Raw genomic sequence first — 13,649 nt, forward strand, 5'->3', positions numbered from 1 at the left:
ATGTAGGTCCTTCTGGGACACCTCAATTATCGGCCCGCGAACCGTAAGTTTCGCTGAAGCCGGAGGGGAAAACCGGTGGCTACTGCGGGAACATTTTGCCCGGGTTGAGAATGCCCTGCGGGTCGAAGACGGCCTTGATCTGCCGTTGCAGCCCGAGCTGTGTGTCACCGAGCTCGTCGCCGAGCCAGCGGCGCTTGAGCATGCCGATGCCGTGCTCGCCCGAGAGCGTGCCGCCGAGCTCGAGCGCGGCCTCGAACAACTCGCCCGCGGCCTGCCAGATCTCGTCGGGCACCGCATCCGCCGAGCCCTCGAACACGAACGTGGGGTGCAGGTTGCCGTCGCCGGCGTGCGCCGGGCAGGCGATGAAGACGTCGTACTTCGCGGCGATCGCCTCGACCCGCTCGAACATGTCGGCCATCCGCGAGCGCGGCACGGCGCAGTCTTCGACGAGCATCGCGCCCATCGCCTCGAGGGCGGGGAAGCCACGGCGGCGTACGTCAACGAGGGTCGCCGCCGACTCGGGGTCGAGCGTGAGTTCGGCCGAGGTCGCGAGCGGCGAGACGAGCTCGAGGATGCGCTCGGCCTCGCCCCGCGCATCCGCCCCGTCGGTCTGGATGAGCAAGTAGGTGTTGCCCTGCGACGCGAGGTCGACGCCCGTCGCGTTCGAGGCGGCGACGAGCATGTTGCGGTCGAGCAGCTCCATGATCGCGGGGCGGATGCCGGCGGCGGTGACGGCGGCGGATGCGTCGGCCGCGTCGCGCACGCCCGCGAAGTACGCGCCGATGGTCGGCACCTCGCCGGTGATCGCGGGCCGCAGCTTCAGGGTCGCCTCGACGATGACGCCGAGCGTGCCCTCGCTGCCGATCATGAGCGCGCAGAGGTCGTAGCCGGTGACGCCCTTGACGGTGCGGTGGCCTACCTCGATGAGCTCACCCGACGCAAGCACGACCTTGAGCGCGAGCACCGCCTCGCGGGTGACGCCGTACTTTGCGCAGAGCAGGCCGCCCGCGTTCATCGCGATGTTGCCACCGACGCTCGAGAAGTCCTTCGACGCGGGGTCGGGCGGCCACCACAGGCCCTGCTTCGCGAGTTCGGCGTTGAGCTCGCCGTTGAGAATTCCGGGCTCGACGACGCAGAGTTGGTCGTCGGGCTGCACCTCGAGAATGCGACGCATGCCCGCGGTCGAGAGCACGATCTCGCCCTCGCCGGCCGAGGCGGCGCCCGCGAGGCCCGAGCCGGCGCCGCGGGGCACGATCGGCGTGCGCGTCTCGCTCGCGATGCGGCAGGTCGCCTGCACGTCCTCAATCGTCGCCGCCTCCACGAGCGCGAGCGGCCTGCCCACCGCGAGCGCACCCGAGCGGTCGGTGCGCAGCGTCGCGAGCACCGCGGGGTCGGTGACGACGCGCTCGCCGAGCTGCTCCCGCAGGAGCTCGAGGACTGCCGGCATTACGCCCCTTCAGGTCGTCGCAGCTGCCCGCCCTCGGAGAGCACGCTGACGTTGTGGTCAATGACGAGTTCGTGCGGGAACAGCTGCTGCACCCGCTCGTCGCGGTAGCCGAAGCGGTGCGCCGTGATCGAGATCGACTGCTCGCGCAGGAACGGCAGCATCTCGAGCCGGCCCGCGAGCGTGACATCGTCAGAGAACAGGGCGATGTCGACCGAGTTCTTGAGGTGCGCGCAAAGCTGGCTGCGCGAGCCGCCGAGCAGTCGGATGCGCGGGGCCTCGACCAGCCCCTCATCGCGCATGCGCTCGAGGAACTCGTCGTCGCGCTCGATGCGCACCTGCGCCTCGCGCTGCGCGAGCTCGCGCAGCAGGGTCGGCGGTAGCTCGTTCGCGGTCGAGATGAGGAACTTCGCGCGGGCGGCCGAGGCGGCGACGAGCACCTGCCCGAGTTCGGCGGCGGTCGCGTCGGCCGAGATGCGGATGAGGCAGAGCGCCGGCCGGTAGCGCAGCAGGTTGCGCTCGACCGGGAGGTTCGTGACGTCGACGACCTCGCCATACTCTTCGTTCCAGGCGATCTGGCAGCTCAGCGCGGTGCGGCGCACGCGCTCGAAGTCGTCGAAGGCGAGCCCGGGCTGGAGCGCTTCGATGAGGCGGGCGGTCGATTCTTCGAGGCCGCGCAGGTGCAGCGTGTGCGACTGCGAGTGCTCGGCGGGGCGCCAGGCGCCGAGGTGGAGCAGCGTGTTCGGGCCGCCCGACTTCAGCTTGGTGCCGATCATCGAGCGCTTCCAACCGCCGTAGGGCTGGCGCTGCACGCGGTGCTCGACGACGTCGCGGTTGACGAAGAGGTTGCCCGCCTCGACGCCCTGCACCCACTGCGCGATCTCGGAGCGGTCGAGCGAGAACAGGCCCGCGCCGAGGCCATAGTCGAGGTGGTTCTGCAGCTCGATCGCGGCGTTGAGGTGGTCGGCGTGCACGATGTTGATGACGGGCACCGCGGCGTCGTTGCGCAGCAGCGGCGATGTCGGCTTCACGCCCGTGCGCACGCCCGGCGTCCAGAGCCGGCCGGTGTCGTCGAGGCTGCGCGGCTCGACGAGCCAGCGCTCACCCTCGGCAAGCTCCGTGAGCATCTCGTAGCCCTTGCCCGCGGCCTTCGCGACGAGCGGGCCCGCGTGCACAGAGGGGTCGGCCGGGTAGCCGATGCGCGTCGAGGCGACGGCGTCGGCGAGCTGCTCGGCGAAGCGGCTCTTGAACGCCGCCGAGCCGACGAGAATCGCGGTCGACGGCCGCAGCGGGTCTTGCCCCGCCGCGCTGACGACGCTGTGAGCGATGTCGCGCGCGGCCTGGTCGTAGTCGGCCGCCGGCGTGACGATGACCGAGCTCTTGCCGCCCGAGCCGCCGATGAGCGGCAGGTCGGGCCGCCACTCGAGAAAGTGCGAGGCGGTGTTGTAGGCGCCCTGCATGAGCACGCGCTCGACGCGCTCGTCGACGATGAGCTCGCGCCCGAGCTGGTCGTCGGTGATGCGCGAGTAGTCGTTGCCGGCCACCTGCAGCAGGCCGTCGGCGAGCTCGGTCGACCAGAACACGCGGGCGACGATCGCCGCAGTGCGCTCGGTGCGCGGCGAGGGCTTGAGAATCACGGCCGAGCCCGCGCCGAGGGCCGCGACGAGAATCGACACGACCGACGAGACGGGGAAGATCCAGCCGGGCACCGCGACGCTGACGGCCACGGGCTCGAACTCGGCCCCCTGCATCCGGTCGAGCTGGCGCGCGAGGTGCGCGTCGTAGTTCGCGAGGTCGATGGCGTGGCTCACGTCGCGATCGATCTCGTCGAAGGCGAGGCCGGTCTCAGACATGGCGACCTCGATGAGGCGGGCGCGATTCGCGTCGAGCGCCTTCGCGATCTGTTCGAGTGTCGCCGCACGCTCCCAGCCGCTCGTCTGCCGCCACGAGTCGCCGGCGACGTGCGCGCGATCGATGATCTCCTGCACCTGCTCGACCGAGCCGAGCTGGTGTTCGGCGGCCTCGTCGACGCCGAGTTCGCTGCGCGCCGCGCGGCGCTGGATGTTGCTGGCCCAGTCGCGCACGTTCTCGAGCGTCGGGTCGCTGAGCGGGTCGTTGCGGAACGTGTTGCGCAGGATGCGTCCGCGGCGCAGCCCGAGCACGACCTCGGTGAGGTTCGGGGTCGCGCCGGTCTCGGCCGGGTTGATCGAGCCGGAGGCGTCGCCGGCCGGCATGACGCCGGTCTCTTGCGGCTCGGGCCGGTCGACGGGCAGGCCCGCGCCGAGGTCACGGTCGCCAAGCACCGTCGTCGCTTGCGCCTCCTGCGCAAGGTTGCTCAGATCGACCGAGTCGGTGAGCAGGGTGTCGCGCGTGGCGGGCTCGGGCTCGTCTTCGAACATGCCCTCGGGGAACAGCTCGAGCTTGATCGCGGCGGTGACGCCCGGGGCATCCTCGGGCGCGATGCGCTCCTGGTGCCGCAGCTGGCCCGCGGGAATCTGGTGCATCCGCGCGACCGCCGAGAGCAGCCGCTCCTGCTGCGGCCCAAGGCCGTCGACGCTTGTCTCTTCGTGCGCCTCGACGTGCTGCCGGGCCCGATCGGTCACGATCGCGCGCAGATACGCGGCGGCCGGTCGCCAGCCGGCGTTCTCGGGCAGCTGCGCGACGCGCATCGTCAGGTCGACCCCGAGCTCGCGCAGCCGCGTCAGCTCAGCCTCGGTGGTGTCGGGCCGAATCACGACGCCAACGCGGGTGAAGCTCTCGCGCGCCCGGGCGATCGAGGCCGCGAGTGTCGCATCCATCGCCACCGTGCTGTCGACCTCGAGCTCGAGCACCCCGCGGTGCTCGGCCGTGAGCACGCCGTCGATGAGGCGCGCCATGTTCGCGTCGACGTCTTCGTCGGTGAGGTAGGTTGCGACGCGCCAGCCGTTGCGCAGGGCATCGGCGCGCTCGCGCAGGCGGTCGGGCATGCGGTGCAGCGACACCCGAAGCGGGGCGCCGCCCTCCTCGCGCAGCAGGTGCGCCGACCCCGCGAGCCGGCGCAGCAGCGTCGCCGAGTCGGGCAGGTCGACCGGCAGCGCGATGCCGGCGCGGGCGCCGATCGCGTGCTCGGCGCGCAGCGCACGCAGCAGGGTCTCGACCGCGAGCTCGACGTTGCGCGAGGTCGTCGCCCGCAACACCAGGCGCGGCTGGTGCTGCTGCTCGCGCGCGACGGCGAGCAGGGTCGCGAGCTGGGCGGCGGCACGGTCGGCCGTGCCCGAGAAGTCCCAGTCGACGGGGCGCGGCTCGAGCGCGTTCCAGTCGAGCTCGACCTGCGCGACGCTCGGATGTGTGAGCAGGGTGCGCACGCGCCCCCGCACGGCCGCGGCGCCGCGCTCGCCGAGCACCGGGTCGGTGAGCGGACGCACGCGCACGTCGGCGTTGCGTTCGCGGGCACGGTCGAGGGCCTTGTTCAGCGGCTCGGCGCCGGCCTCGGTGACGGCCTGGCCGAAGAGGCCGCGCGTCGCCCGGCGCACTGCGGGCACGGCAATGAAGGGAATGCCCGGGCCGGCGAAGGCGCCGAGGCGGAACTTGCGGCGCGTGGCCGGGGTGAGCGACGCTGGGATGCGGTCGCCGAGGTCGCTCAGGCCGAAGCCCGAGGCCAGCAGGTCGTCGGGGCGGAGCACGTCGTCGATGAGGCCCCGGAGGAAGGCGGCGCCGCCCTCCTCGTCGAGCGCGCGGTCGAGGTCGCCACGGCCGTCGAGCTTCTCGCGTCGTCGCGAGCTCGTCTCAGCCTCGAGTTGCCGGTGGAGCTCCTCGCGCTGCCGCGCATCCTCTTGCCACCATCGGCCGAGTAGCTCGAGCGCGGGCGGCACGGCCGCGTCGATCGGCACGTTGCCGGGCGTCTGCACCTCCTGGCGTTCGGCCTGGGGCTGGGCGCGGGGCGGCAACGGTGTCGGCGTGATGACCTCGGCCTGCTCGATCGGCTCGGCGTGCTCGGCGTAGTCCTCCGGCGCATCCTCTTGGCGCTTGCGATGCATCACATCGCGCACGAGGTCCGCTCGTTCAACCCGTCGGGCCCGCGCCTGCGACTGTCGCGGATCCCTCCCCTCCGATGCCGGTGGCGTAGTGCCCGGGGCGCCGGGATTACCCGCGTCATCGGGGGGAAGGAGATCTGCCATAGAGGCGAGCTTACTTCGGCTGCTGCAGAATTCCGTCGAAGAACGCGGCCAATTCGGCAGTCGCGTCGAGCGGCAGCACCTGGGCAACGTACTGGTCGGGGCGCACGACGACGATCGCGCCGTCGCGCGAGATTTCACGCTCGTCGAAGATGTCGTGACCGCGCCCGGTGGCGAACACCTTCTCCCAGTCGTTCACCCGCCACTCGCCGATCTCGGGGAAGAAGACGGCGGGCACGTCGGCGTATTCGACTTCGGTGTAGTCCTGCTGGTAGATCACCTTCGCGTCGAAGTACGCATCCTGGTCAAGGCCCGCCGGCGTGAACTTCACGATGGGCGAGGCGGGGTCGGAGCCGAGCCACTCCCCCAGGCGCTTCGTCGCCGAGTCCTCGCTCGGCTTCGCCGCGTCGGCGAACACGTAGATGCGCCAGCGGCCGTCGGCGGCGTGGCTGTGGCCGAGGTGGAGCGGGTTGTTGTCGCCGCGGCGCACGACCATGGCCGACTTGAAGCGCTTGCCGAGGGGGAAGCCGGCGGCGAGCTGCTGGTGCTCGTCGCTGCCGCAGAGTCGCGAGAGCGGCTTGTACTGGGTCATGAACCCGGCCGGAAACTCGAAGGTCTTCTCGTAGAACTCCTCGAGCTGGCCCGGGTAGTCGAACTCCTCGGGCTTGCGCGCCATCATCGACGACCACTCGCGGTCGAAGTCGATGAGGTTCTGCGCGATCTCCTGCCGCTCATCCGAGTACGAGTGCAGCAGCGAGGCGTCGGCGCGGCCCTCGAGCACGTGCCCGAGCTTCCACGAGATGTTCCAGCCGTCCTGCATCGACACGTTCATGCCCTGGCCGGCTTTCGCCGAGTGGGTGTGGCAGGCGTCGCCGCAAATGAAGACGTGCGGGTTCTTCGTGGCCTCGTCGCCGTCGTCGATCTCGTCGAACTTATCGGTGACGCGGTGGCCGACCTCGTACACCGAGCTCCAGGCGACGTCGCGCACGTCGATCGAGTAGGGCGCGTAGATCTCGTTGGCGCGGCGAATGACCTCCTCGACCGGGGTGTTGCGCACCGCGTGGTTGTCGTCGACCGGCACCTCGCCGAGGTCGACGTAGATGCGGCAGAGGTGCCCGCCCTCGCGCGGGATGTGCAGGATCGAGCCGCGCTCGGAGTGGATCGTGCACTTGAGGCGCCAGTCGGGGAAGTCGGTCTTCACGATCACGTCCATGACACCCCACGCGTGGTTCGCCGTGTCGCCCTGCGGGATGCGCCCGATCGACTTGCGCACGCAGCTGTGCGCGCCGTCGCAGCCGATCACGTACTTCGCGCGGATCGTGCGCTCGCTGCCGGCATCCGCCCCGTCGGTGCGCCGCAGCTGCACCGTCACGGGGTACTCCTTGGCGGCGTCGTCGCCGACCTCGAGCGAGAGGAACTCCCAGCCGTAGTCGGGCGTGATGCGCCCGGGCGCGCGCTTCGCGGCCTGCGCGTAGTAGTCGAGCACTCGGGCCTGGTTCACGCAGAGGTGCGGGAACTCCGAGAGCGCGTGGTCGGGGTCGTCGAGCGTGCGACCGGTGCGGATGATGTTGCCCGGGTTCGCCGGGTCGGGGGTCCACGACGCCATCTCGGTGATGCGGTAGCCCTCGGCGATGATCGCCTCGGCGAAGCCGAAGGCCTGAAAGGTCTCGACCGAGCGGGCCTGGATGCCGTCGGCCTGGCCGAGCTCGAGGCGACCGGGGCGGCGCTCGATGAGGTGGGTCTTCACGTTCGGGAACTGCGCGAGTTGCGCGGCGGCGAGCATGCCAGCAGGGCCGGAACCAACGATGAGCACGTCAACCTCGTCGGGCAGCTCGGTGGGGCGGTTCGCGCCATAGCCAACCGCCGGCTTGATGCGGGGCTCGCCGGAGACGTAGCCGTGGTGGTGGAACTGCATTGGTCGCTCTCCTCGGTCGCCCGAGCCACCGCCGCGTGGATCGGGCATTGTTCACTATTTGAACGCGTAGTTCGATTGTTGCATACGAGATTGGCGCAAAACAAGATGCGCGGGCGCGACCATGGTCGCGCCCGCGCATCTAAGCGGTTGGAGAGTCGGCCTATTCGGCGGCCGCGTGCCACTCGTTCGGGTACGGCGAGCGGGTCGACGGCACGCGCGCGGCCTCGCCCCACTCGAGCACCCAGTCGGGCATGACGGCGGGCACATCGGCGGCCTCGTGCAGCTGCTCGAGCACCTGATCGTGGCTGATCGCACCGTTCGGGCCGGTGAAGCGGCCGAGCACGAACGACTGCGCGTAGATCTCGCCATCCTTCACGAAGCGGTGCTCGATGTAGAAGTTGCGGTCGTCCATGCCGAGGTAACGCGTGTTGAGCTCGTACTTGTCGCCGAGGGTGAGCGATTTGCGGTAGGTCATGGTCTGGCGCGCGACGACCGCGTTCCAGCCGAGGGCCTGGATGCGCTTCCACAGCCCCGTGCGCAGCATGAAGTCGAGGCGCCCTAAGTCCTGAATCGTCAGGTAGGTGCCGTTGTTCATGTGCATTTGCACGTCAAGGTCGAGGGGGCGCACCGTCATTCGGATGCGCGAGATGTCACGAACGTCGCGGGGGCGGGCGGTCTTTGCCTGCAGCCACACGCGGAGCATGCGCCAGAAAAACTTCACGCGCCGAGCCTAGGTGGCCGGGCGCGTGAAGCCATGACGCTTGTTGAGTCCCTACAGTCGCGGCGGTCGCTAGCTGTACTTCCCCGGCTTGTTGTGAACGTCTGGGCTCGGTGAGTGCGTCTCCGATCCCCGAAGCCTTCCTGCGCCGCATGATCGGACCCTCGTCGCACGGAGTGGCGCCGTCAGCGACAACTGGCGCCGTCAGCATCGCGCCAGTTGTCACTGACAGCGCCACTTCCATTCGCACCGCGACGTTGAGAGCGCCACTTCCGTTCGCACCGCGTCACTGAGCGCGCCAATGGCATTTGCGCGGCGTCGCTGACCGCGCCACTGCTCACGCGACAGGCATCAGGGCGGAGTTGGGCACTTGCCGCGATAGAGTTTGACGCCCCAATGGCGCCGAAGTTCGAGTCCCCACCTCGGCGTGTGCTGGGTCGACATGACCCAGGTGTCCCATATACGGCGCAGGAGGTATATATCCCTTCTGCGCCGTATATGGGACAGCCGGGTCACCTTGCCTCGTTGCGCCGGCGAACTCGCCGCCCACCGTTCACAACGTCACAGGGAAGAACAGCTAGCTACCGTCGCGCGGCAGGTTGATCTTGCCGGTCTCGGGGCGCTCTTCGTCGACCGCGGGCACGTCCTCCGGCGGCACCGAGTCGCCGAACTCCTCGCGCTCGAGGCGCATGAGCTCGCGCAGGTCGAGCGCGCTCGTCTCGGCGAGGGGCTCGCCCATGACGATCCACTCCATGCCGTCGAGCAGCGACGCAACCGAGCGTTGGCGCGCGACGACGTCGATGCGCAGGCCGAGGGCGCGCGCATCCTTCGCCGTTCGGGGACCGATCGCCGCGAGCAGCAGATCGCTCGGCACGGGCGAGAACTGCTTCTGCACCTGCTCGGCGACCGAGCCCGAGGTGATGAGCACGGCGCGGATGCGGCTATTGCGAATGTCGTGCTGGATCGACTCGGCCGCGGGCACGCCGACACTGCGGTAGGCGATCACCGAGTCGACGCTGTGGCCGCGGCGCGCGAGGCCGTTCGAGAACGCGGGCTTCGAGTGCTCGGAGTGGAGCCAGAGCACTCGGATCTTCGGCATGCGCCGGCCGCTCTCGCGCCACTCCACGAGCAGACCCTTGGCCGAGTTGTCGTGCGTCGGTACGAAGTCGACCTTGTAGCCAGCCGCGGAGAGCGCGGTGGCGGTGGTCTCACCGGCCGCCGCGATGCGCGTGCTCTCGGGCACGCGCGCCTGCAGCGAGTGCATGACGTCGACGGTCGTCGCGCTCGTGACCACGAGCCAGTCGTACTCGCCGCGCTCGAGCCGCACGAGCGCATCCATGAGCTTCGGCGAGTCGCCGGGGGCGGGGCTCGCGAAGTTGATCAGCGGCGCAGTAATGGGAAACGCCCCGCGGGCGCGCACGGCCTCGGCCACGTCGTGGCCGAAGGTGCCGCCGCGAGGAACCAGAATCTTCCAACCGCGAAGCGGTCCAAGCGTTCGTTGGCTAGTCATGGCAGCGGGTCATCGCAGAACTTCAAATACCTCAGAGGAGTTGATCCAACGGCCGGTCAGCGGGGTGCCGGCCACGGCGATCGAGTCGCCGAAGGGTTCGGAGGGGTCGCCGAGCAGCCACTGCGGCTCGTCGGCCTCAGCCACAATCGTAAACGCGTCGATGCCGACGCCGACGCGCGAGTGCAGGCTCACGACCGCGGCCGCATCCTCGTCGCCAAGCTCTTCGTCGTCTTCGTCCTCGACCTCGTCGGCCGCCTCGACCGGCTGGAAGTTCGGCTCGGCGTGCCGACCCGAGCCGCCCTCGGTCGTGCCGAAGGCGTCGACGAAGCTGATCCAGGCGCCGGCCTCGGGCTCGAGCTCGGTGAGCTCAACCGTGAGGTCGGCCGACACGGGCGCGGTCGCGAAGTAGCGGCTGAACACGCGCAGCAGCTGGCGGTAGGCCCACTGGAGGTCGTCGGCCACCGGGCCGCGCAGCCACAGGCACACCGCCGGGTCGGCGAAGCTGCCGAGGGTGAGGTCGTAGATGCCGCGCACCTCGACGCCCTCGTCACGAATCTCGGCGAGCACGCCCTCGAACTGCTCGAGCGACTTCACGGCCTCATCGGCCGCGGCCACCTCGGCGTAGTCGCTGTCGGTGTTGACGCCAAACGTGGCGAAAACCGAGTAGTTCACCGACTCGTCGGTCGACTCGAGGTCTTCGCCCTCAAACGGTGCTGCTTCGGTCATGCCGACTCCTTTGCTTAGCGCTTGCGGTTCGCGAGCACGATGGCGCCCGCGACAATGCCGACGAGGCCGAGCACGGCGCCGCCGAGCAGGCCGTAGACGCGAGTCGGGTTCTCGTCTTTCGCGCGCAGGAACTGCGCCTTGCGCTCGTCGGCCCACTCGCCGACGCGGGCGGGCACATCGAGGCGGTACTCGAGCGCGTTGAGCGTTTCGGCGAGTTCGCGGCGCAGCTCTTCGCGGCTGCGGCTCGGGGTGTCGTTACTCATACTTGCCCATTCCCTTCAGAGCGTTGAGGTCCTGCTTGACCGACTTGACCGTGTCCTGCGGTACGACGCCCTGCATGCGCTTGAACAGCGTGATGGCGACGAGCGCGGCGATGATCATGATCACGAGCAGCGCGCCCGCGACGATGAGCGCCGACAGCCACGGGGCGAACACCGTGTTGAGGCCGAGGATCGCGGCGGTGATGAGCACCGCCCAGAGCGTCAGCGCGAAGAACGCGACGACCGCGAACAGCCCCGCGCCGATGCCGCCCTTGATGGCCTTGCCCTGCAGCTCCTGCTTCGCCTCGGCCGCCTCGGCCTTGGCGAGCTCGATGCCGAGCCGCGGCACATCGCCGAGCAGCTTGCCGAGCGGTCGCTTGGACTTTGGGTTGAACTTGCCGAAGCGCATCGGAGCTTCCGTGTTCGGGAAGGGTCCGCGCGCGTCAGACGCGTTCGGCTTGTCGTAGGTACTCACAGGTGCCCCCTTGATTTCGAATCCACGGATAAGTTCGCGACGCGCCTAGCGCGCGTTGCGCTTGCCCTTGGCGCGGGCACCGTCGCCGAAGACGAGGTTGCCAAGCCCGGCGCCGATCTGGCCGACGCCCTTCAGCGTGCTCGTGACAAAGCTCGGCACGTACGTGTCGACGAGCCCCGCCACATTGTCACGCTGCTTCACGACCGCCTTCGAGTTCCAGAGCGCGCCAGCGCGCTCCGAAATCTGCTCGTAGCGCTCGCGCCCTGCGCGGGTCCCCAGTACGTACCCGGTGGCGATGCCGGCGATGAGTGCGATCTTGGTTGCAGCCTTCATGGTGCGTCCTTCACAGTCGGTGGGTGATCCAGCAAACCACGTTAGTCACCGGATGTATCGGTTTCGTGAGAGCGAACCCGCGCTACCAAATCTCAACACGGTCGGCCTCGTCGAGCCACAGCGCGTCGTCGGGCCCAACCTCGAAGGCCTCGTAGAACGGGGTGAGGTTGCGCACAATCTGGTTGCAGCGGAACTCGGCGGGCGAGTGTGGGTCGACCGCGAGCAGCATCTTCATGTACTCGGGGCGACGCTTCTCTCGCCAGGCCTGGGCCCACGACAAATAGAAGCGCTGCGCGCCCGTGAGCCCGTCGATGACCGGCGACTCGGCGCCGTCGAGGTGGCGCAGGTACGCCTTCCAGGCGATGCCGAGGCCGCCGAGGTCGCCGATGTTCTCGCCGATCGTGAGCTCGCCGTTGACGGTCTCGCCGTCGACGCCCGCGGGCGACAGGGCCGAGTACTGGCCGATGAGCGAGGCGGTGTGCCGCTCGAAGGCCTCGCGGTCGGCCTCCGTCCACCAGTCGACGAGTCGACCGTCGCCGTCGTACTTCGAGCCCTGGTCGTCGAAGCCGTGGCCGATCTCGTGACCGATCACCGCGCCGATGGCGCCGTAGTTCGCGGCCGCGTCGCGGTGTTCGTCGAAGAACGGCAGCTGCAGAATCGCCGCGGGGAACACGATCTCGTTCTGGTTCGGCAGGTAGTAGGCGTTCACCGTCTGCGGCGTCATGAGCCAGAGGTCGCGGTCGACCGGCTTGCCGATGCGCGCGTAGACACGCTCGGTCTCGACGACGGTCGAGCGACGCACGTTGCCGACGAGGTCGCGCGGCGACACCTCGAGCTGCGAGTAGTCGAGCCACTTGACGGGGTAGCCGATCTTCGGCGTGAACTTCGCGAGCTTGTCGAGCGCCTTGCGCTTCGTGTCCTCGCCCATCCAATCAAGCTCGGTGATTGAGTCGCGGTAGGCGGCGAGCAGGTCGGCGACGAGCGCATCCATCTTGCCCTTGGCCTCGGGCTTGAAGTGGCGGCGCACGTACTCTTCGCCAACGACCTCGCCGAGCAGGCCCTCGACGTGGGCGACGCCGCGCTTCCAGCGGTCGCGCTGCTGCGGCACGCCCTGCAGCGTGGTGCCGTAGAACTCGAAGTTTGCCGACGAGATCTCGGGCGAGAGCACGGCCGAGTAGTTGAGCGTGATCCTCCAGATGAGCCAGTCGCGCCATGCGTCGAGGCGGTCCTCGGTGAGCAGCGTCGCGACGCCCTCGAAGAAGCTCGGCTCGCTCACGACGAAGCGGTCGAGCGCGCCCTCGGGCAGCTGCAGCTCCTGCAGCCAGCCGCGCATGTCGAGGCCCTCGAACTTCGCGAGGAACTCGTCGAGCGTCGTCGGGTTGTAGGTCTGGTCGGCCTCGCGCGTGCGCACGACGTCCCAGTGGTGCTTCGCGATCTCGGTTTCGAGGTCGAAGATGCGCTGGGCGCGGCCGTCGGGGTTCGGCACGTCGACGAGGCGCAGCATCCGGTCGATGTGTGCGAGGTAGGCCTCGCGGATCGGCGCGTACTGCTCTTCGCGGTAGTACGACTCGTCGGGCAGGCCGAGGCCGCCCTGCTCGGCGTAGAGGATGTTCGTGTCGGGGTCGCCGACGTCGCCGATGACGTACATCGCGGTGAAGCCCGAGACGCCCTGGCGTTCCTGGCGGCCGAGCACCCAGAGGAACTCCTCGATTGACGAGACGACAAGCGCCTGCATGATGTCCTGCGTGATCGGCTCGGCGCCGAGGCGGGTCAGCAGCTCCTCGTCCATGAACGCGGCGTAGGCGTCGGCGGCCTTGCGCAGCGGTGAGCCGGGCTCAGCGTCGGCATGCTCCTCGAGGATCTCGCGCACCGCAACCTCGGCCTCGTCGGCGAGCTGGTGGAACGAGCCGTAGCCGCTCTTATCGGCGGGGATCTCAGTCTCGCGCAGCCAGGCGCCGTTGACGTGACGGAACAGGTCGTCCTGTACCCGAACATCCTGATCGAACGAGCCGCTGTCGATGCCCGAGGGCAGCTGCTCGGTGGGCTCCGTTGCATTCTCTGCAGTCATACGCCCAACCCTATGTCAGCCCGCCCGCGACCGAGGTGGGTGCGAT

The 13,649-nt window shown here is 69.3% G+C and carries 10 protein-coding genes; all 10 read right to left on the minus strand.

From position 1 onward, the window contains the following. Positions 1-79: 79 nt before the first annotated feature. Positions 80-1,447, minus strand: a complete 1,368-nt coding sequence (locus M3M28_RS11625; protein WP_249386611.1) for an FAD-binding oxidoreductase — start codon at positions 1,445-1,447, stop codon at positions 80-82. Continuing rightward, positions 1,447-5,472 carry an aldehyde dehydrogenase family protein gene (locus M3M28_RS11630; RefSeq protein ID WP_249386612.1) on the minus strand — a complete coding sequence of 1,342 codons (4,026 nt, stop codon included), beginning with the start codon at positions 5,470-5,472 and terminating at the stop codon, positions 1,447-1,449. Before M3M28_RS11630 ends, M3M28_RS11625 begins: the two co-directional genes overlap by 1 nt. A gap of 139 nt (positions 5,473-5,611) precedes the next feature. Beyond that, a complete protein-coding gene (locus M3M28_RS11635) occupies positions 5,612-7,513 on the minus strand; it encodes an FAD-binding monooxygenase (protein ID WP_249386613.1) in 1,902 nt (633 codons plus the stop codon). A 160-nt stretch (positions 7,514-7,673) separates the two neighbouring features. After that, positions 7,674-8,234, minus strand: a complete 561-nt coding sequence (locus tag M3M28_RS11640) for an acyl-CoA thioesterase (protein WP_249386614.1) — start codon at positions 8,232-8,234, stop codon at positions 7,674-7,676. Between the two features lie 574 nt (positions 8,235-8,808). After that, on the minus strand, positions 8,809-9,741 hold the full coding sequence (locus M3M28_RS11645; RefSeq protein WP_249386615.1) for a uroporphyrinogen-III synthase: 933 nt from the start codon (positions 9,739-9,741) through the stop codon (positions 8,809-8,811). Positions 9,742-9,750: 9 nt separating this feature from the next. Next, positions 9,751-10,467 carry a hypothetical protein gene (locus M3M28_RS11650; protein ID WP_249386616.1) on the minus strand — a complete coding sequence of 239 codons (717 nt, stop codon included), beginning with the start codon at positions 10,465-10,467 and terminating at the stop codon, positions 9,751-9,753. 14 nt (positions 10,468-10,481) lie between these two features. Then, on the minus strand, positions 10,482-10,730 hold the full coding sequence (locus M3M28_RS11655) for a DUF3618 domain-containing protein (RefSeq protein ID WP_249386617.1): 249 nt from the start codon (positions 10,728-10,730) through the stop codon (positions 10,482-10,484). Further along, positions 10,723-11,202: a phage holin family protein gene (locus M3M28_RS11660; RefSeq protein WP_249386618.1), complete on the minus strand. Its 480-nt coding sequence runs from the start codon at positions 11,200-11,202 to the stop codon at positions 10,723-10,725. Before M3M28_RS11660 ends, M3M28_RS11655 begins: the two co-directional genes overlap by 8 nt. A 45-nt stretch (positions 11,203-11,247) precedes the next feature. After that, positions 11,248-11,535 (minus strand): hypothetical protein, encoded by a 288-nt coding sequence (locus tag M3M28_RS11665; protein ID WP_249386619.1) that lies wholly within the window; start codon positions 11,533-11,535, stop codon positions 11,248-11,250. A gap of 82 nt (positions 11,536-11,617) precedes the next feature. Next, positions 11,618-13,603, minus strand: coding sequence for a M13 family metallopeptidase (locus tag M3M28_RS11670; RefSeq protein WP_249386620.1), 1,986 nt, complete (start codon positions 13,601-13,603; stop codon positions 11,618-11,620). Positions 13,604-13,649 lie beyond the last annotated feature (46 nt).

The sequence above is a fragment of the Gulosibacter sediminis genome (genome assembly GCF_023370115.1).
GTDB lineage: Bacteria > Actinomycetota > Actinomycetes > Actinomycetales > Microbacteriaceae > Gulosibacter > Gulosibacter sediminis_A.

Coding starts and splice junctions, on each gene's coding strand:
- M3M28_RS11670 (WP_249386620.1), bottom strand. CDS start 13,603: ATGACTGCAGAGAATGCAACGGAGCCCACCGAGCAGCTGCCCTCGGGC.
- M3M28_RS11665 (WP_249386619.1), bottom strand. CDS start 11,535: ATGAAGGCTGCAACCAAGATCGCACTCATCGCCGGCATCGCCACCGGG.
- M3M28_RS11635 (WP_249386613.1), bottom strand. CDS start 7,513: ATGCAGTTCCACCACCACGGCTACGTCTCCGGCGAGCCCCGCATCAAG.
- M3M28_RS11650 (WP_249386616.1), bottom strand. CDS start 10,467: ATGACCGAAGCAGCACCGTTTGAGGGCGAAGACCTCGAGTCGACCGAC.
- M3M28_RS11655 (WP_249386617.1), bottom strand. CDS start 10,730: ATGAGTAACGACACCCCGAGCCGCAGCCGCGAAGAGCTGCGCCGCGAA.
- M3M28_RS11645 (WP_249386615.1), bottom strand. CDS start 9,741: ATGACTAGCCAACGAACGCTTGGACCGCTTCGCGGTTGGAAGATTCTG.
- M3M28_RS11625 (WP_249386611.1), bottom strand. CDS start 1,447: ATGCCGGCAGTCCTCGAGCTCCTGCGGGAGCAGCTCGGCGAGCGCGTC.